This is a genomic window from Aquabacterium sp., from assembly GCF_044226965.1.
Lineage (GTDB): Bacteria > Pseudomonadota > Gammaproteobacteria > Burkholderiales > Burkholderiaceae_C > Pseudaquabacterium.
Genome location: NZ_JBGAGA010000012.1, coordinates 1 through 22205 on the forward strand (window position 1 = coordinate 1; position 22205 = coordinate 22205).

Genomic DNA, 22205 nt, shown 5'->3' on the forward strand with positions numbered 1-22205 from the left:
GTGACGGACAGCGGCCGGCCGCTGCCGCGCATCGGCGGCTTGCAGGTCAGCGAGATCAAGGGCGAAGACGGCCTGCGCTGAACGACGACGAGAGCACCGTACCGCATGAACTTTTCAGGCTTCGTCGTCCAGCTGCTCAATGGCCTGGCCGGCGCCTCGTCGCTGTTCCTCGTTGCCGCCGGGTTGTCGCTCATTTTCGGCGTTACGCGCATCGTCAATTTCGCGCACGGCTCGTTCTTCATGCTCGGGGTGTACATCGCGTACACGCTGGCCGACAAGCTCGGCGCGCCGCTGGGCAGCGCCGGCTTCTGGCTGGCCTTGCCGCTGGCCGCCATCGCGGTGGGCCTGGTCGGCGCGGCCGTCGAGATGCTGCTGCTGCGCCGCATCTACCACGCGCCGGAGCTGTTCCAACTGCTCGCCACCTTCGCGGTGGTGCTGGTGATCAAGGACGCCGCGCTCTGGCTGTGGGGTCCGGAAGACCTGCTGGGCCCGCGCGCGCCGGGCTTCGCCGGCTCGGTGGAAATCCTGGGCCGCCGCTTTCCCAGCTACGACCTGCTGCTGATCGTCGTCGGCCCCATCGTGCTGGGCCTGCTGTGGCTGCTGCTCACCCGCACCCGCTGGGGCACGCTGGTGCGCGCGGCCACGCAGGATCGCGAGATGGTCGGCGCGCTGGGCGTCAACCAAGCGTGGTTGTTCACAGCCGTGTTCACGCTGGGCGCCACGCTGGCCGGCCTGGGCGGCGCGCTGCAGCTGCCGCGCGAGCCCGCCGCGTTGGGGTTGGATTTGCTGACGATCGGCAATGCCTTCGTCGTGGTCGTCGTCGGCGGCATGGGTTCGATCCCTGGCGCGTATGTGGCCGCGCTGCTGATCGCCGAGATCAATGCGATGTGCGTGGGCATCGGCACGGTCGACCTGCTCGGATTCAGTCTCAACTTCTCCAAGCTCACGCTGGTGGCCGAGTTCCTGGTGATGGCGGTGGTGCTGGTGGTGCGCCCCTGGGGCCTGATGGGCCGGCCGCAGGCGCCCAGCCGGCAGGCCGGGCCGGTGGAAGCGCCGCTGCGCCCTGCCGCGCGCGGCGGCTGGATCGCCGCGGCGCTGCTGGTCGCGCTGGCGCTGCTGCCGCTGCTGACCACCCAATCGCCCTACTTCACCGTGCTGGCCATCGACCTGCTCACCGCTGCGCTGTTCGCCGCCAGCCTGCACTTCATCATGGGCCCGGCCGGCATGCATTCGTTCGGTCATGCGGCCTACTTCGGCCTGGGCGCCTATGCCTCGGCGCTGCTGGTGCAGCGCGCCGGCGTGCCGATGGAGCTGTCACTGTTCGTCGCACCGCTGCTGGCCGCGCTGGGCGCCTGGGTCTTCGGCTGGTTCTGCGTGCGGCTATCGGGCGTGTACCTGGCGATGCTGACGCTGGCCTTCGCGCAGATCGTCTGGTCCGTCGTGTTCCAGTGGGACGAGGTCACCGGCGGCAGCAACGGGCTCACCGGCGTGTGGCCCGCCGAGTGGCTGGCCGGCAAGCAGGCCTACTACTACCTGGCACTGGGGCTCGTCGGCGTGTCGGTGCTGCTGCTGCGCCGCATGCTGCACGCGCCCTTCGGCCATGCCATGCGGGCCGGCCGCGACTCGCCGCTGCGCAGCGACGCGATCGGCATCGACGTCAAGCGCGTGCAGTGGGTGGCCTTCATCGTCGCCGGCCTGTTCGCCGGGCTCGCCGGCTCGCTGTTCGCGTTCTCCAAGGGCAGCATCTCGCCCGACGGGCTGGCCGTGGGCCGCTCGGTCGATGGGCTGGTGATGGTGCTGCTGGGTGGTCTGCAGACCCTGTCCGGCCCGCTGGTGGGCGCCGTCACCTTCACCTGGCTGCAGGACGCGGTGGCCCGCAACACCGACTACTGGCGCGCGCTGCTCGGCGGCATCGTGCTGCTGCTGGTGCTGGCCTTCCCGATGGGCATCGCCGGCTTCGTGCAGCAGCGCTTCGCGCGCTTGACTTCCGGGGCTGCGCGATGAGCCTGCTAGCAGTCAAAGAGCTCGGCAAGAGTTTTGGCGGCAACCGCGCGGTCGATGGCGTCAGCTTCACGCTGGCCGCCGGCGAGCTGCTGGCGCTGATCGGGCCCAACGGCGCCGGCAAGTCCACCACCTTCAACATGGTGAACGGCCAGCTGAAGGCCGACAGCGGCTCGATCCGGCTGGACGGGCAGGAACTGATCGGCCGCGCGCCGCGCGAGATCTGGCGCCTGGGCGTGGGCCGCACCTTCCAGATTGCCGAGACCTTCGGCTCGATGACGGTGCTGGACAACGTGCAGATGGCGCTGCTGTCGGCCGACCGCCACATCTTCAGCTTCTGGCGCCGCGCGCGCGACTACCGACGCGACGACGCGCTGGCGCTGCTGGGCCAGGTGGGCATGGCCACGCAGGCCGAGCGGCCCTGCAGCGTGCTGGCCTATGGCGACATCAAGCGCGTGGAGCTGGCCATCGCGCTGGCCAACCGCCCGAAGCTGCTGCTGATGGACGAGCCCACCGCCGGCATGGCGCCGAAGGAGCGCAACGACCTGATGGCGCTGACCAAGGACCTGGTGAAGCAGCAGCAGATCGGCGTGCTGTTCACCGAGCACAGCATGGACGTGGTGTTCGCGCATGCCGACCGCATGATCGTGCTGGCGCGCGGCCGGCTGATCGCTGAAGGGCGGCCGCAGGAGATCCGCGAGCACCCGAAGGTGCAGGAGGTCTATTTCGGCACCGGCAAGACGTTCGAGAAGCCCACTGCCGGAGCCGCCGCATGAGCCGCGCCGACCAAGACCTGCTGCTTGACGCCCAGGGCCTGAACACCTGGTACGGCGCCGCGCAGATCCTGTACGACGTGGCGCTGCAGGTCAGGCGCGGCGAGGTCGTCGCGCTGATGGGCCGCAACGGTGCCGGCAAGTCCACCACGCTGAAGGCGCTGATGGGCATGCTGGACCAGCGCAAGGGCACGGTGCAGTTCATGGGCCGCGACATCACGCGCTGCGAGCCGCACCAGGTGGCGCGCATGGGCCTGGGCTTCGTGCCGGAAGACCGCCGCATCTTCACCGACCTGACGGTGACCGAGAACCTCGAGGTCGGCCGCCAGCCCGCCCGCCACTGGCCCGACGGCAGCGCCGCGCCGCTGTGGACGGCCGCGCGCCTGTTCAAGCTGTTCCCCAACCTCGGCGAAATGCCCGACCGCCCCGGCGGCCGCATGAGCGGCGGCGAGCAGCAGATGCTCACCGTCGCCCGCACGCTGATGGGCAACCCCTTCCTCGTGCTGCTGGACGAGCCCAGCGAGGGTGTCGCGCCGCTCATCGTCGAGCAGATGGCGCAGATGATCATCGAGCTCAAGCGCCAGGGCGTCAGCATCCTGCTGTCGGAACAGAACATGCACTTCGCCGAACTGGTGTCCGACCGCGCCTACGTGCTGGAGAAGGGCCAGATCCGCTACCAGGCGACGATGGCGGAACTTTCGGCCAACGACGAAGTGCGTCGCGCGTATCTCAGCATGTGATGCAGCGCGCCGCTGAACAGCCGCTCACTTTGCGCGTCAACGGCCAGGCCCACACGCTGGACGTGCCGCCCAGTGCTCCGCTGCTGCAGGTGCTGCGCAACGACCTGCAGCTCAACGGCCCGAAGTACGGCTGCGGCCTGGGCGAGTGCGGCGCCTGCCTGGTGCTGGTGGACGGCCGGCCGGCCCGCTGCTGCGTGATCCCTGCCGGCGGCGTGCAGGGCCGCGAGATCACCACGCTGGAAGGCCTGGCCCGGCGCAGCGGCCTGCCCGCCGGCACGCTGCACCCGGTGCAGCAGGCCTTCATCGATGCGCAGGCGGCGCAGTGCGGCTACTGCCTGAACGGCATGATCGTCGCCACCGTCGCGCTGCTGGAGTCCCACCCGCAGCCCACCGAGGCCCAGGTGCGCGCCGCGCTCTCGCACAACCTCTGCCGCTGCGGCACGCACCTGGAGATCCTGCAGGCGGTGCGCACCGCGGCCGAGACCTCATGACCCGCCGCGCGGACACCCCGCGCCGCCGCGCCGATTTCCACGCGGCCGAGGGCGTGCTGTTGGTCACGCGTCAGCCCCCCGCGCCGCCGCCGCCCGCGCCCGGCCAGCCCGCCATCGTCCCGGGCAATCCGGCCGAGGGGCCGGAGATCCTGCTGGCCGTGTGGGACGACGGCAGCGCCACCGCGCTGGCCGGCCACGTCGACCTGGGCACCGGCCTGCAGACCGCGCTGGCCCAGCTGGTGGCCGAGGAACTGGACCTGCCGCTGGACCGCATCGCGATGCAGCTGGGCCACACCGCCAGCGTGCCGAACCAGGGCCCGACGATCGCCAGCGCGTCGATCCAGATCCATGCCGCGCCGCTGCGCCAGGCCGCCGCGCAGGCCCGCGCCTGGCTGCTGGCCCAGGCGGCCGCGCGCTGGCAGCGGCCGCCGGCCGACCTGCAGGTCGACGCGGGCCAGATCCGCTGCCGCACCGATTCGGCGTTAGGCATCGGCTATGCCGAGCTGCTGCAAGGCCGCCATCTCGAGCTGACGCTGGATCCCGCCACGCCGCTGAAGCCCGCGGCCCGGCACCAGCTCATCGGCCAATCGGTGCCGCGCATCGACATCCCGGCCAAGGCCAGCGGCGAACTGAGCTTCGTGCACGACATGCGCCTGCCCGGCCTGCTGCACGGCCGGGTGATCCGCCCGCCCTATGCCGGCCTGGACGCGGGCGACTTTGTGGGCACCAGCCTCGAGGCGGTGGACGAGCAGTCGATTGCCCACCTGCCCGGCATCGTGGCCACCGTGGTGATCGGCGACTTCGTCGGCGTGGTGGCCGAGCGCGAAGACCAGGCCGAGGCCGCGATGCACGCGCTGGCCGTCCGCTGGAAGCCCGGCACGCCCCAACTGCCGCCGCTGGACGAGCTGGCCACCACGCTGCGCAAACGCGCGGCCACCGAACGCCTGCTGGTGGACGAAGGCAAGGTCGACGAGGCCCTGGCGCGCGCGGCGCAGCGCCTGCAGCGCGAATATGTGTGGCCCTACCAGCTGCACGCGTCCATCGGCCCTTCCTGCGCGGTGGCCCACTGGCACGCGCCCGATGCGCCCGAGGCCGCCAGCCCGGCCCCGGTGCTGCTGGACGTCTGGGCCGGCACGCAGAACCCGCATGTGCTGCGCGCCGACCTGGCCCGGCTCACCGGCCTGCAGGACGTGCAGGTGAACGTGGTGCGCATGGAAGCCGCCGGCTGCTACGGCCGCAACGGCGCCGACGACGTGGCCGCCGATGCCGCGCTGCTGGCCCGCGCGGTGGGCCGCCCGGTGCGGGTGCAGCTGACGCGCGAGCAGGAGCACCTGTGGGAGCCCAAGGGCGCCGCGCAGCTGATGCAGGTGGACGGCGGCATCGACGCGCACGGCAACCCGCTGGCCTACCACTTCCGCACCGCCTACCCGTCCAACGGCGCGCCCACCCTGGCGCTGCTGCTCACCCGCACGCTTCCCGCCACCAGCGACGCCTACCAGATGGGCGACCGCACCGCCCGCCCGCCCTACGGCTACGAGACCCAGCGCATCGTCGCGCGCGACATGCCGCCGATCCTGCGCGCGAGCTGGCTGCGCGGCGTCTCGGCGCTGCCCAACAGCTTTGCCCACGAAAGCTACATCGACGAGCTGGCCCATGCCGCGCAGGCCGACCCGGTGGCCTATCGCCTGAAGTACCTGACCGACGAGCGCGCACGCGAACTGCTGCAGGCCACCGCCGCCAGGGCCGGCTGGCTGCCGCACATCCGGCCGCAGCAGCAGGGCCGCCAAGGCGACTGGCTGCAGGGCCAGGGCGTGGCCTATGCCCGCTACATCCACAGCAAGTGGCCCGGCTTCGGCGCCGCCTGGGCCGCCTGGGTGGCCGACGTGGAGGTGCACCAGACCACCGGCGAGGTGAACGTCAAGCGCGTGGTCGTGGGCCACGACGCCGGGATGATGGTGAACCCGGCCGGCATCACCCACCAGGTGCACGGCAACGTGCTGCAGACCACCAGCCGTGCGCTGAAGGAGCGCCTGCCCACCGACCCGGCCACGCAGCTGCCCACCGCGCGCGAATGGGGCGCCTACCCGATCCTGAACTTCCGCGAAGTGCCGGTGGTGGACGTGCTGCTGATGCCGCGCCCCGGCGAGCCGCCGCTGGGGGCCGGTGAGTCGTCCTCGGTGCCCGGCACGGCCGCGATCGCCAACGCGATCTTCGACGCCACCGGCGTTCGCCTGCGCCAGCCGCCGTTCACGCCCGAGGTCCTGCGCGCCGCGATGCACCCGCTGCCCGCGCCCGTGGCCACGACCGGGACGACCGGCGTGCCCGCCGCGTCGGCAGCGCCCGTCGCGCCGCCCCCTGGGTCATCCTCCGCAGCGCTGCCCGCCACCGCCCGCCTGCCGCGCCGCCGCCCGTGGCTGGCCCGTGGCCTGGCGCTGGTCGGCGGCCTGCTGGCCGCCGCGGCCGGGCTGCTGGGCTGGCGGCCGGCCATTGCCCCGGTGGCGGCCAGCAGCGGCGGGCTGTACGCGACCGAGGTCGTCGAACGTGGCCGCGTCCTGGCGGCGTTGGGCAACTGCGCCGTCTGCCACACGGCCGAAGGCGGCCAGCGCAATGCCGGCGGCCGCTGGATCGAGACACCTTTCGGCCGCATTGCCAGCACCAACCTGACGCCCGACCCGGACACCGGCCTCGGCCGCTGGAGCTTCAGCGCCTTCCAGCGCGCGATGCGCGAGGGCATCGGCCGCGACGGCCGCCACCTGTTCCCGGCCTTCCCGTACACCGCCTTCGCGAAGACCACCGACGACGACCTGCAGGCGCTTTACGCCTACCTGATGAGCCAGCCCGCGGTGCGCCAGGCCACGCCCGCGCCGGCGCTGCAGTTCCCGTTCAGCCTGCGCCCGCTGATGGCGCTGTGGAACCCGCTATTCCACGACCCCGCGCCCTACGTGCCGGACCCCGCGCAGACGGCGCCATGGAACCGCGGCGCCTACCTGGTCAACGGCCTGGGCCACTGCAGCGCCTGCCACACCGAGCGCAACGCGCTAGGCGCCGAAAGGAGCGGCCGCAGCCACTTCCTGGCCGGTGCCGTGGTCGACGGCTGGGAGGCCCCGGCCCTCACCGCCGCCTCGCCCGCCCCGATCCCGTGGACCGAACAGAGCCTGTTCGACTACCTGCGCCGCGGCTACAGCCGCGAGCATGGCGTGGCCACCGGCCCGATGGCCCCGGTGATCCAGGACCTCGCCGCGCTGCCCGACGAGGACATCCGCGCGATGGCGCACTACCTGGCCAGCTTCCAGCAGCCGGCCGGGCCGGACACGCCCAGCGTCGCCAGCGTGCTGGCCCGTGCCCGCGCGAGCCGCCCGCTGCCCTCCGAAGGCCAGCGCCTGTTCGAGCAGGCCTGCGGCGCCTGCCACCACGACGGCGACGGCCCGCAGACGCTGGGCCTGAACATCCCGCTGGTGCTGAGCACCAAGGTCCACAGCGCCCGCGCCGACAACCTGGAACGCATCATCCGCGAGGGCATCCAGAACCCGGTGCACCGGGACGTGGGCTTCATGGGCGGCTTCGGCCGGGCGCTGGACGACGCCCAGGTGCGGCTGCTGGCGGCCTACCTGCGGCAATCCGTCCGGTAGGCATTGCGGTCGGCCGCAGCAGGTCTTCCAGGCGCTGCGAGCCGCCGCTGCTGCCGCCTGTCCGCCCGATCTGCGCTTCGTCGCCCCGGCCTTGTCCGCACGTGGCCCGCCTGCCGAGAATCCTTCGATCAAGAAGGGCAACGCCAACAGGGAGACGGGCCTTGAACAAGCTGCTACGCAACCGCCAGGGCCAGCTGCGCAACGGCTGGTGGATCCTGCTCTTCATGGCCGTGTTCGTCGCCAGCCAAGGCGTGTACCGCCCCGTCTCCAAGGGCTTGCAGGGCCTCGGCATCGACAAGCAATGGCTGTCGCCGCTGCCGGTGGTCTTCCTGCTGCTGGTGACCTGGATCTGCCTGCGCCTGCGCCGGCAGCCGCTGTCCGGCGTCGGCCTGCGCCTGGACGCCACCTGGCTGCGGCATGTGGTGTGCGGCGTGGCCCTGGGCACCGCCGAGCTGCTGGTCGTCTCGGCCCTGATCTACCTGGCCGGCGGCGTGCGCTTCGAGCTCGACCCGGCGCGCGGGCTTGCCGCGCTGGGCCACGGCCTCTGGTTCTTCGCCTGGGGCGCCGTGCTCGAGGAACTGCTGTTCCGCGGCTTCGTGTTCCAGCGCCTGGTCGACGGCATCGGTGCGCCGATGGCCTTGCTGCTGGCTGGCCTGCTCTTCGCGCTGGCCCATTTGAACAATCCCGGCATGCAGGGCAGCACGCTGGCCTGGGCGACGCTCGACAACGCCTTGGGCGCCATCCTGCTCGGCCTGGCCTATTTGCGCACCGGCAGCCTGGCCTTGCCGATGGGCATCCACTTCGGCTGGAACTGGACCCAGGGTTCGCTGCTGGGCTTCGATGTGAGCGGCCTGGCGCAGGCGGGCTGGCTCGCCCCTCACCTGCTCGACAAGCCGCAATGGATGAGCGGCGGCAGCTTCGGCCCGGAGGCCAGCGTCTTCGCCGTGGTCGTCGACGCGCTGGCCGTGCTGCTGCTGTGGCGCTGGCAAGGCACGGCGGGCCGGGCCGCGCACGCGCTTACAGTCGGGCCAGCCCCCGCATGCCCGCCACCACCCCCCGCCTGCTGCTGATCCTGACCGAATGGCCGCCCGCCGTGGGCGGCATGCAGACGCATGCGCGGCACCTGGCCGCTCACTTCGCGCGCCAGGCCTGCGCGGTGGAGGTGCTGAGCCATCGCGTCACCGACCCGGCGCTGGCCGCCGCGGCGCAGGCCTTCGACGCGGGCTGCGGCCTGCCGGTGCGGCGGGTGCTGTCGCGGCTGGGCTTCTGGCACAACCTGGCGCTGATCCGGCAGCGCATCCGGGCATTCCAGCCCGACGCGGTGTACGCCTCCACGGTGTTCTACGGCCTGCTGCAGCCGCTGGCCGGCGTGCCGGTGGTGTGCCGCTCGGTCGGCAACGACGTGCTCAGGCCCTGGCTCGGCTACCCCTACCCCTGGGGCAGCCGGCTGCTGGGCGCGCCCGCGGCGCAGCGGGCGCTGAGCTGGTGGCTGGAGCATGGCCGCCACCCGCCCTGGGTGGACCGGCTGTTCCGCGAGGGGCGCGAACGCCTGATGCGGCGCGCCGCGGCGGCGCACCACGGCATCCTGGCCAACAGCCACTACACCGCCGGGCTGCTGCGCGACATCGGCGTCGACGAAGGCCGCATCGAGGTGGTGGCCGGCGGCGTGGACAGCGCCGCCTTCGCCGCCGCGCCCGGCGCGCGCGCGGCGGCACGCGCGCAGCTGGGCCTGCCGGCCGTTGCGCCGGTGCTGCTGACGGTGTGCCGGCTGGTCGAGAAGAAGGGCGTGGAGGTGCTACTCGATGCCGTGGCCCGGCTGGCGCCGGCCGTGCCGGGGCTGCGGCTGCTGGTGGTGGGCGACGGCGGCCGGCGCCGCGCCTACGAGGCCTGCGCGGCACGGCTGGGTCTGGGCGCGGTGGTGCGCTTCGAAGGCCGCGTGCCGCACGAGCACATTGCACGTTACTACTGGGCCGCCGACGTGTTCGCGCTGGCCAGCTACGAAAGCCGCCATGCCGGCGGCGCGGTGCGCGACGTGGAGACCATGGGCCGCGTGATCTGCGAAGCCAATGCCGCCGGCCTGCCGGTGGTGGCCACCGCGAGCGGCGGCACGCCCAGCGTGCTGCGCGACGGCCACAACGGCCTGCTGGTGCCGCCCGCCGATGCGGCGGCGCTGGCCGCGGCCATCGGCACGCTGCTGCAGGCGCCGGCGCGCGCGCAGGCCCTGGCGCGGCACGGCCTGCTGCGCGCGCGGCACGAATTCGACTGGTCGGCGGTGATGGCGCGGCACGAGGAGGCGGTCGACCGCAGCCTGGGCCGCGCCGGCCGGCGGCCCCGCTGAGCACGCGAACGACGCGCGGCGCCAACCGGACATGCCGGTGGGTCGACAATGGTGGCGGCCGGGCGAGGACGGTCCGGGGAGGAAATCATGAGATTCAATGTGACGAGGGGGCTGCGCAAGGCCGCGCGCGCCGGGATGCTGGCACTGGCCGGGGCCTGCTGGCTGGTGGCTGCGGAGGCGGCCCCGGCGGCGGAGCCCCCTGCGGCCGAACTGTTCTTCAAGCGGCCGGCGGTGCTGGACACCCAGCTGTCGCCCAGCGGCAAGCGCCTGGCCATCACCGCCGAATCCAAGGGCCGTGTCGGCCTGTTCGCGATCGACCTGCAGGGCGGCGACTTCAAGGCCACCGCGGTGGCGGTGTTCTCCGACACCGACGTGGTCCGGTTCGAGTGGGTGGACGACGAGCGCCTGGTGTTCTCGGTCATCGACCTGCAGGAAGGCCTGGGCGAGGACCGCTGGACCGCGCCGGGCCTGTTCGCCGCCCGCTTCGACGGCAGCGAGTTGCGCATCCTCGTCGCCCGCCAGGGCAAGCAGTTCATCACCAACGGTGACGTGGGCAAGGCGCTGACCTGGAACCACGTGCTGCTGCATGTGCCGCTGCCTTCCGAGGACAGCCAGGGGGCCCGTGCCGACGAGGTGATCGTCGGCGAACTGCAGGCCCGCCTGGGCGAACTGAGCAACGTCGAGCCGCGCTGGCTGAACACGCGCACCGGTCGCTCGCGCCCGCTGGACACGGCCGGGGCCCCGGACCACGCGGTGCAGTGGTGGTTCAGCCAGCAGGGCCAGCCGCGCGCGGTGCTGACCTCGCACGAAGGGCGCACGGCCCTGTACTGGTACCGCCTGCCGAAGGACGCCGAGCCCGGCCGCTGGGTGCAACTGGCCGAGGGCCCGTTCGACGCCATGCCCTTCCTGCCCGCCTGGGTCGGCGCGGGCGAGACGCTGTACGTGCTGCAGGCGCGCGGGCCGCGTGGCGAGCAGGTCGTCGCGCCCTTCGACTTCGCCACCAACAAGCCGGGCGAGCCGCTGGTGCTGGTGCCTGGCTTCGACTTCCGGGGCGGCATGATCTCCGACCGCCAGGGCGAGCGCCTGAGGGGCGTGCGTGTCGATGCCGATGCCGAGCAGACGGTGTGGTTCGATCCGGTCGTCAAGCAGATGCAGGCCCAGGCCGATGCGGCGCTGCCCGGCCGGGTGAACCGCATCACCTGCCGGCGCTGTGGCGCCGCCGATGCGGTGATGCTGGTGCGTTCCTGGTCCGACCGGATTCCGGTCCAGCTGCTGCTGTGGACCCAGGCGGCCAACGGCGGCAAGGGTGGCTGGCAGATGATCAGCACGCAGCAGCCGGGCATCGACCCCAAGCGCATGGGCTCGCTGGACCTGGTGCGCATCCGTGCCCGCGACGGTGAGGATGTGCCGGTGTGGGTGACCAAACCGGCCGACTTCCAGGCCGGCCAGCCGCGGCCCGCGGTGATGCTGGTGCACGGCGGTCCGTGGCTGCGCCAGGGCCATTGGCGCTGGGAGCCGATGCGCCAGTTCCTGGCCTCGCGCGGCTATGTGGTGATCGAGCCCGAATTCCGCGGCAGCGAAGGCTATGGCACGGTCCACCGGAAGGCCGGCTACAAGCAATGGGGCCAGGCCATGCAGGACGACGTGACCGATGCCTTGCGCTGGGCCCAGGCCGAGAAGATCGCCAGCGACAAGGCTTGCATCGTCGGCGGCAGCTACGGCGGCTACAGCACCTTGATGGGCCTGATCCGCGACCCCGATCTGTACCGCTGCGGCTCGGCCTGGTCGGCGGTCGCCGACCTGATGCTGTTCCTGGAAGGCGGCTGGTTCGTCAGCGACGATCTCTCGACCACCGGCCGCAAGGTCGAGCTGCCCAAGCTCGTCGGCGACGCCGAGAAAGACCGCGCGATGCTGCTGGCCAACTCACCGGTCGAGCAGGCCGCGCGCATCAAGGCCCCGCTGCAGCTGATCTGGGGCAGCGAAGACCTGCGCGTGCCGATCGCCCACGGCAAGCGCCTGCGCAGCGCGATGCAGAAGGCCGGCCTCGAACCCGAGTGGGTGGTCTACGACGGTGAGGCGCACGGCTTCCGCAAGACCGAGAACCAGGTCGACATGGCCTTGAAGCTCGAGGCCTTCCTCGCCAGGCACCTGAAGTGAGCGGCCGTCTCAGGCGGCAGCCACCTTGTCCGCCTGGGCCCGCAGCCGCGCCACCATGAAGTCGGCCGCGCCCGTGAGGTGCTGGCGCATCAGCGCGTCGGCCCGGTCGCCATCGCCGGCGGCAATGGCCTCCAGGATCTCGGCATGCTGGTCCCAGATGTCGCGCGGGCGTTCGTCGCGCACCAGCACCTCGCCCATCACGCGCTGGGTGTAGGTGAGGTGGGTCTCCAGCGTCGGCGCGATCAGCGGGTTGCCCGAGAGCTCGTAGACGAACTCGTGGAAGCGGATGTCGGCGGCGATCATCTTCGCCACCGCGCCGCCGGCCACCGCCTTGCGGCCGGCCTCGATCAGCGCCCGGCCCTGGCGCGCGGCGCGCTCGGCGCCCTGCTCCGCGGCGCGGCGCGCGGCCAGGCCTTCGATCACCGCGCGCATGTCGTACATGTGCTGCACATGGTCGGCATCCATCGGCGCGACGATCAGCCCGCGGCCCGGTGCGTCGTGCAGCACGCCCTGGCCGCGCAGCAGCGCCAGCGCCTGCTGCACCGGCTGGCGCGAGACGCCCAGCGCCTGCGCCAGCTGCTCCTGGATGATGCGGTCGCCCGGGGCCAGCGCGCCGCTGGCGATCTCGCCGAGGATGGCGTCGCGCACCTGCTCGACGAGGTTGGGCTGGACGGTCAGGGCTTTCATGAGCTGAGTCGGTCGCGCAGCACGCGGTGCAGGATCTTGCCGGTGGCCGTGCGCGGCATGTCGGCGTCGTCGAAGAAACGCACCGATTGTGGCCGCTTGTAGCCGGCCATGCGGCCGCGGCACCAGTCCAGCAACTCGGCCTCGGTGAGGCCGCTGCCCGGGTGGGCCACCACCACGGCCTGCACCGCCTCGCCCCACTTGTCGTGCGGCACGCCGATCACCGCCACGTCCTTCACCTTCGGGTGCGCGCCGAGCACGCCTTCCACCTCCGACGGATAGACGTTCTCGCCGCCGCTGATGATCATGTTGCTCTTGCGGTCGACGAGGTGGATGTAGCCGTCGTCGCCGCGGCGCGCCATGTCGCCCACCGAGCACCAGTCGCCGCGGAAGGCCTCGGCGGTCTTCTCGGGGTTCTTCCAGTAGCCGTCGAAGACATAGGGCGTGCGCGAGAACAGCTCGCCCACCTCGCCGTCGGGCACCTCCTGGCCCTCGGCGTCGAGCAGGCGGATCGGGCCCGAGCCCACCCATTCGCGGCCCACCGAGCCCAGGCGGTCGAGCTGCTCGTGCGGGCGCAGCAAGGTGACCCAGCCGGCCTCGGTGGAGCCGTACAGCTCGTACAGGCCGGCATTGCGGAAGTGGTCCATGATGGCCAGCTTGGTCTCGCGCCGCGCCGGGGCCGACGAGATCATCAGCTTGCCCACCGCCGAGACGTCGTAGCGCGCCTTGGTGGCCTCGGGCAGGCCCAGCATCATGATGTAGTGCGTGGGCACCAGCGAGGTGAAGGTGACCTGCTGCTGCGCCAGCGTGGCCAGCAGCGCCTCGGGGTCGAAGCTCTTGCGGTCGTCGATGACGCAGGTGGCGCCCAGGTGCACGAAGGCCTGGCTGAAGTACAGCGAGTTGGCGTGGCACATCGGCATCACCAGCAGCGCGGTGTCGTCGCGGCGGAATTCCATTTCCAGCGCAGTGGCCAGCGCGATCAGCGCGTTGCCCTCGTGGCTGCGGATGGCGCCCTTGGGCCGGCCGGTGGTGCCGGAGGTGTACATCAGCGCGCAGGCGTCGGCCGGCCCCACGCGCAGGTCCGGCGTCTGCGTGCCGGCGGCGCCGATCAGCGCCTCGTAGTCGGTCCAGCCAGCGCCGGGGCGTTCGCTGCCGAAGCAGACCCAGCCGCCGCGCACCAGGTCGAGCTCGCGGCGCAGCGGCTCGATCCGCTCGACCAGCTCGTCCTGCACGATGAAGGCACGCGCCTCGCAGTGCGTGGCGATGTAGCCGATCTCGGGCGCGGTGAGGCGGAAGTTCACCGGCACCGCCACCAGGCCGGCACGCGCCAGTGCGACGTAGATCTCCATCCACTCCACGCAGTTGTAGGCCAGCAGCGCCACGCGGTCGCCCTTCACCAGGCCCAGCCCCAACAGCGCATTGGCCAGCCGGGTGGCGCGTTCGTGCCACTGCGCGAAGCTGAGCGCACGGCGCGAATCGCGCGTGCCGATGTGCGAAGGCTTCAGGCGGGCGTGGGTCTGGACGGCGTCGGCCAGGGTCTGCAAGTGGTTCATGGGGTCGGGCTCCTGCGATGCCGAGACTTTAGAACTCTGAATTCAGAACTCAGTCAGTGATAACCCGTATTTTGGAACTCTGAATTCAGAATACTATTTGCCAACCTTTCCCGCCGAGCCCGTCCCCACCATGAGCAGCCCCCATGTCTCCGAGCGCAGCAGCGCTGCGCTGATCGCCCGCTTCCTGCGCGCCCGCGGCGTCGACCGCGTGTTCGCGCTGTGCGGCGGCCATGTCATGCCCACCTGGATGCGGCTGGACGCCGAGGGCATCCGCATCGTCGATGTGCGCGACGAGCGGGCCGCCGTCTACATGGCCCATGCGCATGCCGAGCTCACCGGCCAGCTCGGCGTGGCGCTGGTCACCGCCGGACCGGGCGTCACCAACGCGATGACCGGCATTGCCAACGCCCATGCCTCGCGCGCACCGGTGCTGGTGCTCTCGGGCACGCCGCCGCGCCCGCAGGAAAACCGCGGCGCGCTGCAGGACATGGCGCATGTCGACTTCGTGCGCCCGCTCACCCGCTACGCCCGCACCGTACGCGAGCCCGACCTGGTGCTGCAGGAACTGGACGAAGCCGTGGCCCGCGCCTTCGGCCAGGGCGGCGAGCCCGGCCCGGTGTTCCTGGACTTCCCGGTGGACACGCTGCGCGCCGAGCCCAGCCCCGCGCTGCAGCTGCCCGAATACTTCATGCCGCGCCCGCCGCAGCGCCTGCTGCCCGACCCCGCCGCGGTGGCGCAGGCGGTGGAGCTGATCTGGTCGGCCAAGCGCCCGCTGGTCATCACCGGCCGCGGTGCGCGCGGCGCCGGCCCGGCGCTGCAGGCGCTGCTCGACACGCTGGGCGCCGCCTACCTCGACACCGGCGAAAGCCGCGGCCTGGTGCCCGACGAGCATCCGTCGGTGGTGGCCGCGATGCGTGGCACGGTGATGGGCCAGGCCGACCTCGTCATCACCATCGGCCGGCGCCTGGACTTCCAGCTCGCCTTCGGTTCGCCGGCGGTGTACGGCGCCGCGCGCTTCGTGCGCATGGCCGACACCGCGTCCGAGCTGCGCGACAACCGCCGCGGCGCGGCCGAGATCCTGGCCACGCCTTCGGCCGCCATCGAGGCGCTGCTGGCCGCCGCCGGCGACCGTGCCCCGGCCACCGAGCGGCAGTGGACCGCCGGCCTGCGCGAGCAGCACCTGGCGCGCGCCGCGAAGCTGCAGCGGTCGATGGCAGAAGCGCCCGACGGCAGCGACGGCCTGATGCATCCGAACCGCCTGCTCGCCGCGCTGCGCCGCGCGCTGCCGGCCGACACCGCGGTGGTGGCCGACGGTGGCGATTTCCTGAGCTTCGCCCGGGTGGGCCTGCCGGCCAGCACCTACCTCGATCCGGGGCCGCTGGGCTGCATCGGCATCGGCACGCCCTTTGGCATCGCTGCCGCGCTGGCGCTGCCCGACCGGCGCGTCGCGGTGGTCACCGGCGACGGTGCCTTCGGCTTCAATGCGATGGAGATCGACACCGCGGCGCGCCACCAGGTGCCGCTGCTGATCGTCGTCGCCAACAACGGCTCGTGGGCGATCGAGGTGCGCGACCAGCAGGAAACGCACGGCAAGGTGGTCGGCACCCGGCTGCAGTTCGCCGACCATGCGGCGATGGCGCGCGGCTTCGGCCTGCATGCCGAACGGGTCGAGCGGGCCGACCAGCTGCCAGGCGCGATCGCCCGCGCGCTGGCCGTGCGCGGCCCGGCGCTGCTGGACGTGCTGGTGACGCCGGAGGCCGCTTCGTCGGATGCCAAGTCGGGTCTCGCCTGGGTGCCCGACCTGCAGGCGCTGGGGGCCTGGGACCAGGCCGAGCGGCGCTGGCGCGCCGTCGGGGACGCTACCGATCCGCGTTAGGCATCAGACTCCCTGCGGCGGCAGCGGCTGCAGCCGCAGCGCCGTGGGCTCGATGCCGAACACCCGCTTGTGCGTGCGCGCCAGGTGGGCCGAATCGGCGAAGCCAGCCTCGTGTGCCGCCGCGGTCCAGTTGGCGCCGGCCATCACCGCCTCGATCGCCAGGTTGATGCGCAGCCACAGCAGGTAGGCGCGGAACGAGTTGCCGGTCTCGGCGACGAACAGATGCCGGAAGCGGCTCTCTGACAAAGCCACCTGCGTGGCCACCTCGCCCAGCGCGAGCGGCTCGCGCACATGCGCTCGGATGTAGGTCAGCGCGCGCGCCAGCCGCGGGTCCAGCGCGCGGTCGGATTCGGTCGAAGCGCCGCACAGCCGGTCCAGCGCCTGTTGCGCGGCAGCCACCATGTGCGACCGGTCCGGCGACGCCGCGAAGGCCTCGAACAACGCCTGCGCCACGGCGCGGCCGCCATCGCCGGGCAGGGACGCGACCGCATCGGCGCCGAAGCGCCCGGCCAGCGCCCGGCCGGCGCGGCTTTCCGGCTCGATGAACAGGTGCGCCATCGCGATGTCGTCAACCTCGAACTGGTGCGTGCAGTGGCTGGGTACCAGCGCGCCGCCGAAGCTGTCCCAGCGCCCTTCCCGCCCTGTACGGAAGCGGAGCGCGCCCTCGGCTGCCAGCGCCAGCTGGTGCGCATGGTGCGCATGCCAATCGGTGCGGCCGCTGCCGCGGCCGATCCACAGGCTGCCGCCCTGCCAGAAGTAGATGCGACCGCGCGAGCCGCTGGCGCGCGACATGCGCAGCGGCGCGACCGCAGCCGCATCAGCCTTTTCGATCATCAGCCGTTTCGTTCAAGTGCCGCCGGGCGGCGATGGCCAGAATCCCGCTCATTCCGAACCATCCCACCCGCGTTTCACGATGAACCTCTCCTTCCGATTCGCCCGCCGCATCCGCCCCTACGTCACCGAAGCGCTGCGCAGCGCCGCCTGGCACGCCGCGCAGGGCGAGCCGGCGCTGGCCTTCGCCCACCTCGAGCGCGCCCATGTGCTGGGCCAGGTCTCGACGCTGGAGCATGCGCGGGTGCACTGGGCCATGCTGTGCTGGGCACTGTCGCACAACGACGTGGCGGAGGCACTCGGGCAAACCTGGCGCCTGGCCGGTGCCTGGCTCAAGACCTGGCTGTGGGTGCCGGTGGGCAACACCGGCGGCGCCGATGTCAGCGGCTTCCGGCCGATGCCGATTGCGCCTGACCTGCAGCAGCTGATCGACGCCGCGCGCCGCTGAGGGGCCGGCGCGCCGGGCTGCACCGGGACGCGCCGAACAGGCGTTAGGCCCTCAGGCGCGGCGCCGGGCCCGTGACGCCGCGGCCAGGCCCAGGCCCAGGCCGACCAGCGCCAGCGTGGCGGGCTCCGGCACGGTGCCGCCGCCGGCGCCGCCGGTGTTGGGCGTGCCGGGCAGCGGCGCGTCGTTCACCTGCACGCTGCTGTTCCAGTTGTTCACCACCAGCTGGCCGTTGAACTGGCCCCAACCGGGATTCACCGTGGCGTTCAGCGCCAGCAGCGAGGCATTGACGCCGCCGTTGAAGCTGACGTTGGTGGCATCCACCAGGTTGAAGATCACCTGCCCCTTGTTGAAGCCGGTGTAGCCATGGTTGCCGAAGTCCACCGTGCCGCCGTGCACGTTGATCAGCACCTGCGCGCCGGTGGCGAGGTTGTCGATCTGCAGGTTCTTCAGCAGGTCGGCCGCGGCGATGTCGAACACCGCCAGGGTCTGCTGCGTGGCGTCGAAATGCAGCGTGCCCCACTGGTCGGCGGCGCTGCCGGTGTTGGTGAAGGCGTCCCAGGCCTGCGACAGCTGCGCCAGGCGCGTGTGCTCGCCGGCGAAGTCGAAGCCGACGCTGTGGCTCACGCCGCCGATGATGTTGCCGCTGGCCACCGGGGTGTAGCTGCCGCCGATTTCCGCGCCGCCCCAGATGCTGCCGCTGCTGAAGTTCAGGTTGCCGCCCACCGTCAGGCCGGTGCCGGCATACAGCGCGCTCGAGCCGGTCTTGGTGTTGATCGAGTAGCCGCTGATCGTGGCGTTGCCGCCCACCGCGACACGGCCCTCGACGTCGCTGCTGCTGACGTTCATGTTGCCGAAGGCCAGCAGGTTCAGGCTGCTGGCCAGCCCCAGGTTCACCGGTGCGGCATGGGCCAGCGGGGTGGCAAGAACGGCGGCAATCAGGGCAAGGCGGCGCATGCGGTGTCGTCTGGTGCGAGGCAAAGCCGGCGAGTGTAGGAAGGGGCGCCCGCCGGCGTCACACCCGGCTGCGGGGGTTGGCCCCGGCAATCGAGCAGCAGTTCACGGCTGGCGCCGCCGTGCCGCCGCTCACATCCCGCACAGCTTGCGGAACGGCCCCAGCACCGCGTCGCCGCGGAAGGGCTTGACGATCCAGCCGGTGATGCCGATGTCCTTGCCGCGGGCGCGCATGCCGGCGTTGTCCTCGGTCGTCAGCATCACGATGCGCACCGCGGTGTTGCCCAGGTCCTTGCGGATCTTCTCGGCCATGGTCAGGCCGTCCATGTTGGGCATGTTGATGTCGCTCACCACCAGGCGGATGCCGGGGTCGTCCTGCAGGCGCTGCAGGCCGTCGCGGCCGTCGTGCGCCACGGCCACCTCGAAGCCGTTCTGCGAAAGGAAGCTGGAGACGATCTCCCGCATCGTGTTGGAGTCGTCGACGACGAGTACCTGGGCCATGGTCGGTGTTCCTTGTTGTTCTAGAAGAGTTCCAGCTCGCCCGTGGTGGCGGTGGCCGCGGGCTGCGCGAATTCGGTGAAGGCCTCGGCCTCGAACAGCAGGTTGAAGATGAAGCGCTGCACGATGATCAGCGGCCGCTGCCGCGGGCGCCGCGGGTCGGTGAGCTGGTAGCGGATGCACAGCTGCGGGTCCTGCGAGCCGAACGAGATGTACTTCTGCTCGTGGTTGATGACGATGGGCACCTGCGTCTGCTGCGTGGCAAAGGCCTGCGGCGGGATGTAGCGGTTCTTGAACGCGCCCCAGATCAGGTTGGTGGTCTCGCCCAGCAGGTTGTTCAGCTCGCGGAAACCCAGGTCGCCGCCCACGCCCTCGTAGCCCATGCCCTGGGCCATGCCCTGGCGCAGCGCGCCCTCCTCGGTCTGCAGCATCATGTAGCCGCGGCACCAGGTCGATTCCAGCGCGATCAAGGTCGACACCTGGCCGTAGATGATGCGGTCGTGCACCACGTAGGGCGGCTCGGCCTCGACCTCGGCATTCGGGAACATCGAGCGCAGCGCGTTCAGCGACAGGTCGAGGATGCCGTTGACCAGCACCGTCGGGTAGCGCAGGCCGAACAGGCTGTGGTCGATGTGGGCGCGCAGCGTGCCGATGTCCTCGCTGGCCCACGGGTGGGTGACGGCGCGCGATTCGTCCGCATTCAGCGGCCGCGCGCTGGTGCGGCGCAGGAAGATCGGCAGCTCGGGCCGCTGGCGGTGCAGCGCGATCGCCAGCTTCAGGCTGTCCGGGGCGTCGCAGGGCAGGTCTTCGGCCAGCAGCACGCCGGCCAGGTCCTTGTGCTGGGCCAGCGCGTCCATCGCATCGGCCGCCGCGCAGGGCACGCTCACCAGGCCCAGCGATTCGCAGAACTCCAGCAGCCGCGGGTACTGCACCGGGTCGTGCTCCAGCAGCAGGACCTTCGCGGCAAGGAATGTCTGGTCGGCCATCTGCATCTGCGCCTCGCTCGGGTCGTGGGGAAGGAAAAGCCGCCCGAAACGGGAGGCCGGCAAGCTGGTATCGGCCGCCGGCCGGTGGGCTTGAGCGAGCGACCGGCCCGCCGCGGGCTGCCCGCACAATGCCCGCTTCCGACCGCCCGCCACCGCCCGCGCCGCCGGGCAGGCCTGCCCCCTTGAGCACTCTCGACGCCCCCTCCCCGCTGGCCGATGCCGATCTGCACACGCTGCGCAGCGCCGCTACGCAGGCCGAAGCCGAAGGCCGGCTGCTGCCGCCGCAGCTGGCGCTGATCCACCAGCGCGGCTGGCTGAAGATGCTGGCCCCACGCGCGGTGGGCGGCGACGAATGGCCGCTGCCCGCGGTGGTGCGGCTGGAGGAGGCGCTGGCCGCCGCCGACGGCAGCGTCGGCTGGACCGTGACCCTGTGCGCCGGCGCCGGCTGGTTCGCCGGCTTCCTGCCCCCCGCGCTGGCGCGCTCGATCCTGGCCACGCCCGCGGTCTGCCTGGCCGGCAGCGGCATGCCCGGCGGCGTGGCCGAGGCCAGCGCCGACGGCTGGCGGCTCAGCGGCCACTGGGGCCATGCCAGCGGCGCGCCGATGGCCACTCACTTCACCTGCAATGCCCAGCTGCAGTGCGACGGGCGCCCCTGCCTGGACGAGCGCGGCCAGCCGCGCGTGCGCGCCTTCGTGCTGCCGGCCGCGCAGGTCACGCTGCACGACAGCTGGCACAGCATCGGCCTGAAGGCCAGCGCCTCGCAGGCCTTCTCCGTCGACGCGGCCCGGCTCGCGCCCGAGCAGGCCTTCGACATCACGCCGGCAGCGGCCACCGTCGACGGGCCGCTGTACCGCTTCCCGTTCCGGCCCTTCGCCTTCGTCACGCTGGCGGCCAACCTGCTGGGCCTGGCCGGGCGCTTCATCGCGCTGGCCGAGCCCCTGCTCGCGCAGCGCGATGCGCGGCTGGGCACCGCGCTGCAGACCCGCTGGCAGGCCGAGCAGGCCGCCCTGGCCCAGGCGCGGCGCGAGTTCTACGAGGTGCTGGACCACAGCTGGCAGCGCGTGGCCGCGGGCGCGGCGCTGCCGCTGGAAGCCGAGCAGGCCCTGGAGCGGCAGTCGCGCACGATCGTGCAGGTGGCGCGCCAGGCGGTGGACGGGCTGTACCCGCTGTGCGGCCTGCAGGCTGCCGACCCACGGCAGGACATCAACCGCGTCTGGCGCGATCTCCACACCGCCACGCAGCATGCGCTGTGGCTGCCGGCCGGCATGGCGCCCGCAGACCCGCCGGGGTAGTCCGTTGCGTGAACGGACCCAAGGAATTGAAGGGACAGGTTCCTGATGGGTTTGTAGCGGCCGCGTCATCCTTTGTCACCCTAAACCCGCCCGCACCCGGCCAGACGGGGCTAGATTTCGAGTCATGCGGCCCCCACCCGGGCCGGTTCGAAAGGACATGCATGACCAGACTGCCCCTCGTCCGCCCCGCCATCCCCGACAGCGACAGCGGCACGGTCGCAACACTCAGCTGGCCCACCGTCACCGAGGCCACCGACAAGCTCTTCGTCGCCTTCGACACCAACGCGGACGCGACGATCACCCTGGCCGAAATCAGCGCCGTGCTCGACCCCGGCGGCCACCATCCCGATGGGCTGAACCAGGTCGTGCAACGGGTGGTCGGCCTGATCGACACCAACGACGACGGCAAGCTGACCAAGACCGAGGTCACGACCGCGTTGACCAAGCTGGACACCAACCACGACGGCGTGCTGAGCCCGGCCGACCTGCGGCCCTCGCTGGCGCAGGACGGCTTGACGCCGGTGCTGGCCGCGCTGCTGGCCGGCGGCCTGCCGGGTGCCGGCAATCCGCCGCCGCCGGTCGAAGACCACCATGCCCCCTCCCTCGACGAGGTGGTGAACGCGCTGATCAAGCGTTTCGACACCAACAACGACCAGGGCATCTCGCTGACCGAACTGCTGGCGGTGCTGGACCCGAGGGCCGGGCACGCGAAGATCGATGACGCGATGCAATCCCTGGTCACCGCCGTCGACACCAACCAGGATGGCGTGATGAGCGCGGCCGAGATCAAGGCCGCGGTCGCCTCGCTGGACGACAACCACGACGGCCTGCTGAACCACGACGACCACATGCCCGGCCCGCCCAGCGGCGATGCGGTCGATCTGGTCGGCCTGCTGCTGCCGCACCTGCGCGATTTCGATTCCGCAACGCTCGGCCACTTCGGCTGAGCCGCCCCGC

At 72.0% G+C, this 22205-nt stretch carries 18 protein-coding genes and 1 pseudogene; 13 read left to right on the plus strand and 6 right to left on the minus strand.

Annotation, left to right across the window (positions count from 1 at the left end):
- The 9 genes and pseudogenes from ACILR4_RS07540 to ACILR4_RS07580 form a co-directional block, all read left to right on the plus strand.
- A pseudogene (locus ACILR4_RS07540) lies at positions 1–81 on the plus strand (amino acid synthesis family protein); the annotation flags it as partial.
- A gap of 24 nt (positions 82–105) precedes the next feature.
- Positions 106–2004, plus strand: a complete 1899-nt coding sequence (locus ACILR4_RS07545; RefSeq protein ID WP_395700229.1) for an ABC transporter permease — start codon at positions 106–108, stop codon at positions 2002–2004.
- Positions 2001–2777 (plus strand): ABC transporter ATP-binding protein, encoded by a 777-nt coding sequence (locus tag ACILR4_RS07550; RefSeq protein WP_395700230.1) that lies wholly within the window; start codon positions 2001–2003, stop codon positions 2775–2777. The genes ACILR4_RS07545 and ACILR4_RS07550 overlap by 4 nt, the downstream gene beginning before the upstream one ends.
- Positions 2774–3514 carry an ABC transporter ATP-binding protein gene (locus ACILR4_RS07555; RefSeq protein ID WP_395700231.1) on the plus strand — a complete coding sequence of 247 codons (741 nt, stop codon included), beginning with the start codon at positions 2774–2776 and terminating at the stop codon, positions 3512–3514. Before ACILR4_RS07550 ends, ACILR4_RS07555 begins: the two co-directional genes overlap by 4 nt.
- Positions 3514–4005: a (2Fe-2S)-binding protein gene (locus ACILR4_RS07560; RefSeq protein ID WP_395700232.1), complete on the plus strand. Its 492-nt coding sequence runs from the start codon at positions 3514–3516 to the stop codon at positions 4003–4005. Before ACILR4_RS07555 ends, ACILR4_RS07560 begins: the two co-directional genes overlap by 1 nt.
- Positions 4002–7634: a molybdopterin cofactor-binding domain-containing protein gene (locus tag ACILR4_RS07565; RefSeq protein ID WP_395700233.1), complete on the plus strand. Its 3633-nt coding sequence runs from the start codon at positions 4002–4004 to the stop codon at positions 7632–7634. Before ACILR4_RS07560 ends, ACILR4_RS07565 begins: the two co-directional genes overlap by 4 nt.
- Before the next feature lie 161 nt (positions 7635–7795).
- A complete protein-coding gene (locus ACILR4_RS07570; RefSeq protein ID WP_395700234.1) occupies positions 7796–8704 on the plus strand; it encodes a lysostaphin resistance A-like protein in 909 nt (302 codons plus the stop codon).
- On the plus strand, positions 8674–9972 hold the full coding sequence (locus ACILR4_RS07575) for a glycosyltransferase family 4 protein (RefSeq protein WP_395700235.1): 1299 nt from the start codon (positions 8674–8676) through the stop codon (positions 9970–9972). Before ACILR4_RS07570 ends, ACILR4_RS07575 begins: the two co-directional genes overlap by 31 nt.
- 87 nt (positions 9973–10059) lie before the next feature.
- Complete coding sequence (locus ACILR4_RS07580) at positions 10060–12129, plus strand: alpha/beta hydrolase family protein (RefSeq protein WP_395700236.1); 2070 nt, start codon at positions 10060–10062, stop codon at positions 12127–12129.
- A gap of 9 nt (positions 12130–12138) precedes the next feature.
- Here the strand turns inward: ACILR4_RS07580 and ACILR4_RS07585 are convergent, their stop codons facing one another.
- Together ACILR4_RS07585 and ACILR4_RS07590 are read right to left on the minus strand one after the other, a co-directional pair.
- Positions 12139–12816, minus strand: coding sequence for a GntR family transcriptional regulator (locus tag ACILR4_RS07585; protein ID WP_395700237.1), 678 nt, complete (start codon positions 12814–12816; stop codon positions 12139–12141).
- A complete protein-coding gene (locus ACILR4_RS07590; protein ID WP_395700238.1) occupies positions 12813–14366 on the minus strand; it encodes a class I adenylate-forming enzyme family protein in 1554 nt (517 codons plus the stop codon). The genes ACILR4_RS07585 and ACILR4_RS07590 overlap by 4 nt, the downstream gene beginning before the upstream one ends.
- A gap of 130 nt (positions 14367–14496) precedes the next feature.
- Between ACILR4_RS07590 and ACILR4_RS07595 the strand changes: the two genes are divergently transcribed.
- The gene (locus ACILR4_RS07595; protein ID WP_395700239.1) at positions 14497–16242 is read left to right on the plus strand and encodes a thiamine pyrophosphate-binding protein; all 1746 of its coding nucleotides are present in this window, start codon (positions 14497–14499) and stop codon (positions 16240–16242) included.
- A gap of 3 nt (positions 16243–16245) precedes the next feature.
- On the opposite strand, the gene ACILR4_RS07600 is transcribed toward ACILR4_RS07595, so the two are convergent.
- On the minus strand, positions 16246–17076 hold the full coding sequence (locus ACILR4_RS07600; protein ID WP_395700240.1) for a helix-turn-helix domain-containing protein: 831 nt from the start codon (positions 17074–17076) through the stop codon (positions 16246–16248).
- A 79-nt stretch (positions 17077–17155) separates the two neighbouring features.
- Between ACILR4_RS07600 and ACILR4_RS07605 the strand changes: the two genes are divergently transcribed.
- Complete coding sequence (locus ACILR4_RS07605; RefSeq protein WP_395700241.1) at positions 17156–17521, plus strand: DUF3703 domain-containing protein; 366 nt, start codon at positions 17156–17158, stop codon at positions 17519–17521.
- A 51-nt stretch (positions 17522–17572) separates the two neighbouring features.
- Here ACILR4_RS07605 and ACILR4_RS07610 read toward each other — a convergent pair whose 3' ends face one another.
- The 3 genes from ACILR4_RS07610 to ACILR4_RS07620 form a co-directional block, all read right to left on the minus strand.
- Complete coding sequence (locus ACILR4_RS07610; protein WP_395700242.1) at positions 17573–18475, minus strand: choice-of-anchor A family protein; 903 nt, start codon at positions 18473–18475, stop codon at positions 17573–17575.
- Positions 18476–18604: 129 nt separating this feature from the next.
- Positions 18605–18973 carry a response regulator gene (locus tag ACILR4_RS07615; protein ID WP_395700243.1) on the minus strand — a complete coding sequence of 123 codons (369 nt, stop codon included), beginning with the start codon at positions 18971–18973 and terminating at the stop codon, positions 18605–18607.
- Positions 18974–18993: 20 nt separating this feature from the next.
- Complete coding sequence (locus ACILR4_RS07620; RefSeq protein ID WP_395700244.1) at positions 18994–19956, minus strand: chemotaxis protein CheX; 963 nt, start codon at positions 19954–19956, stop codon at positions 18994–18996.
- Between the two features lie 182 nt (positions 19957–20138).
- Here ACILR4_RS07620 and ACILR4_RS07625 point away from each other — a divergent pair, with 182 nt between their 5' ends.
- The gene (locus ACILR4_RS07625; protein WP_395700245.1) at positions 20139–21248 is read left to right on the plus strand and encodes an acyl-CoA dehydrogenase; all 1110 of its coding nucleotides are present in this window, start codon (positions 20139–20141) and stop codon (positions 21246–21248) included.
- Positions 21249–21409: 161 nt separating this feature from the next.
- Positions 21410–22195, plus strand: coding sequence for an EF-hand domain-containing protein (locus ACILR4_RS07630; protein ID WP_395700246.1), 786 nt, complete (start codon positions 21410–21412; stop codon positions 22193–22195).
- The last annotated feature ends 10 nt before the right edge of the window (positions 22196–22205 follow it).

Excerpts from the sequence above, each read along its gene's own strand:
- ACILR4_RS07585 (WP_395700237.1), bottom strand. The coding sequence starts at position 12,816 with ATGAAAGCCCTGACCGTCCAGCCCAACCTCGTCGAGCAGGTGCGCGAC.
- ACILR4_RS07590 (WP_395700238.1), bottom strand. The coding sequence starts at position 14,366 with ATGAACCACTTGCAGACCCTGGCCGACGCCGTCCAGACCCACGCCCGC.
- ACILR4_RS07550 (WP_395700230.1), top strand. The coding sequence starts at position 2,001 with ATGAGCCTGCTAGCAGTCAAAGAGCTCGGCAAGAGTTTTGGCGGCAAC.
- ACILR4_RS07595 (WP_395700239.1), top strand. The coding sequence starts at position 14,497 with ATGAGCAGCCCCCATGTCTCCGAGCGCAGCAGCGCTGCGCTGATCGCC.
- ACILR4_RS07620 (WP_395700244.1), bottom strand. The coding sequence starts at position 19,956 with ATGGCCGACCAGACATTCCTTGCCGCGAAGGTCCTGCTGCTGGAGCAC.
- ACILR4_RS07600 (WP_395700240.1), bottom strand. The coding sequence starts at position 17,076 with ATGATCGAAAAGGCTGATGCGGCTGCGGTCGCGCCGCTGCGCATGTCG.
- ACILR4_RS07605 (WP_395700241.1), top strand. The coding sequence starts at position 17,156 with ATGAACCTCTCCTTCCGATTCGCCCGCCGCATCCGCCCCTACGTCACC.
- ACILR4_RS07555 (WP_395700231.1), top strand. The coding sequence starts at position 2,774 with ATGAGCCGCGCCGACCAAGACCTGCTGCTTGACGCCCAGGGCCTGAAC.
- ACILR4_RS07615 (WP_395700243.1), bottom strand. The coding sequence starts at position 18,973 with ATGGCCCAGGTACTCGTCGTCGACGACTCCAACACGATGCGGGAGATC.
- ACILR4_RS07580 (WP_395700236.1), top strand. The coding sequence starts at position 10,060 with ATGAGATTCAATGTGACGAGGGGGCTGCGCAAGGCCGCGCGCGCCGGG.
- ACILR4_RS07630 (WP_395700246.1), top strand. The coding sequence starts at position 21,410 with ATGACCAGACTGCCCCTCGTCCGCCCCGCCATCCCCGACAGCGACAGC.
- ACILR4_RS07565 (WP_395700233.1), top strand. The coding sequence starts at position 4,002 with ATGACCCGCCGCGCGGACACCCCGCGCCGCCGCGCCGATTTCCACGCG.
- ACILR4_RS07575 (WP_395700235.1), top strand. The coding sequence starts at position 8,674 with ATGCCCGCCACCACCCCCCGCCTGCTGCTGATCCTGACCGAATGGCCG.
- ACILR4_RS07610 (WP_395700242.1), bottom strand. The coding sequence starts at position 18,475 with ATGCGCCGCCTTGCCCTGATTGCCGCCGTTCTTGCCACCCCGCTGGCC.
- ACILR4_RS07560 (WP_395700232.1), top strand. The coding sequence starts at position 3,514 with ATGCAGCGCGCCGCTGAACAGCCGCTCACTTTGCGCGTCAACGGCCAG.
- ACILR4_RS07545 (WP_395700229.1), top strand. The coding sequence starts at position 106 with ATGAACTTTTCAGGCTTCGTCGTCCAGCTGCTCAATGGCCTGGCCGGC.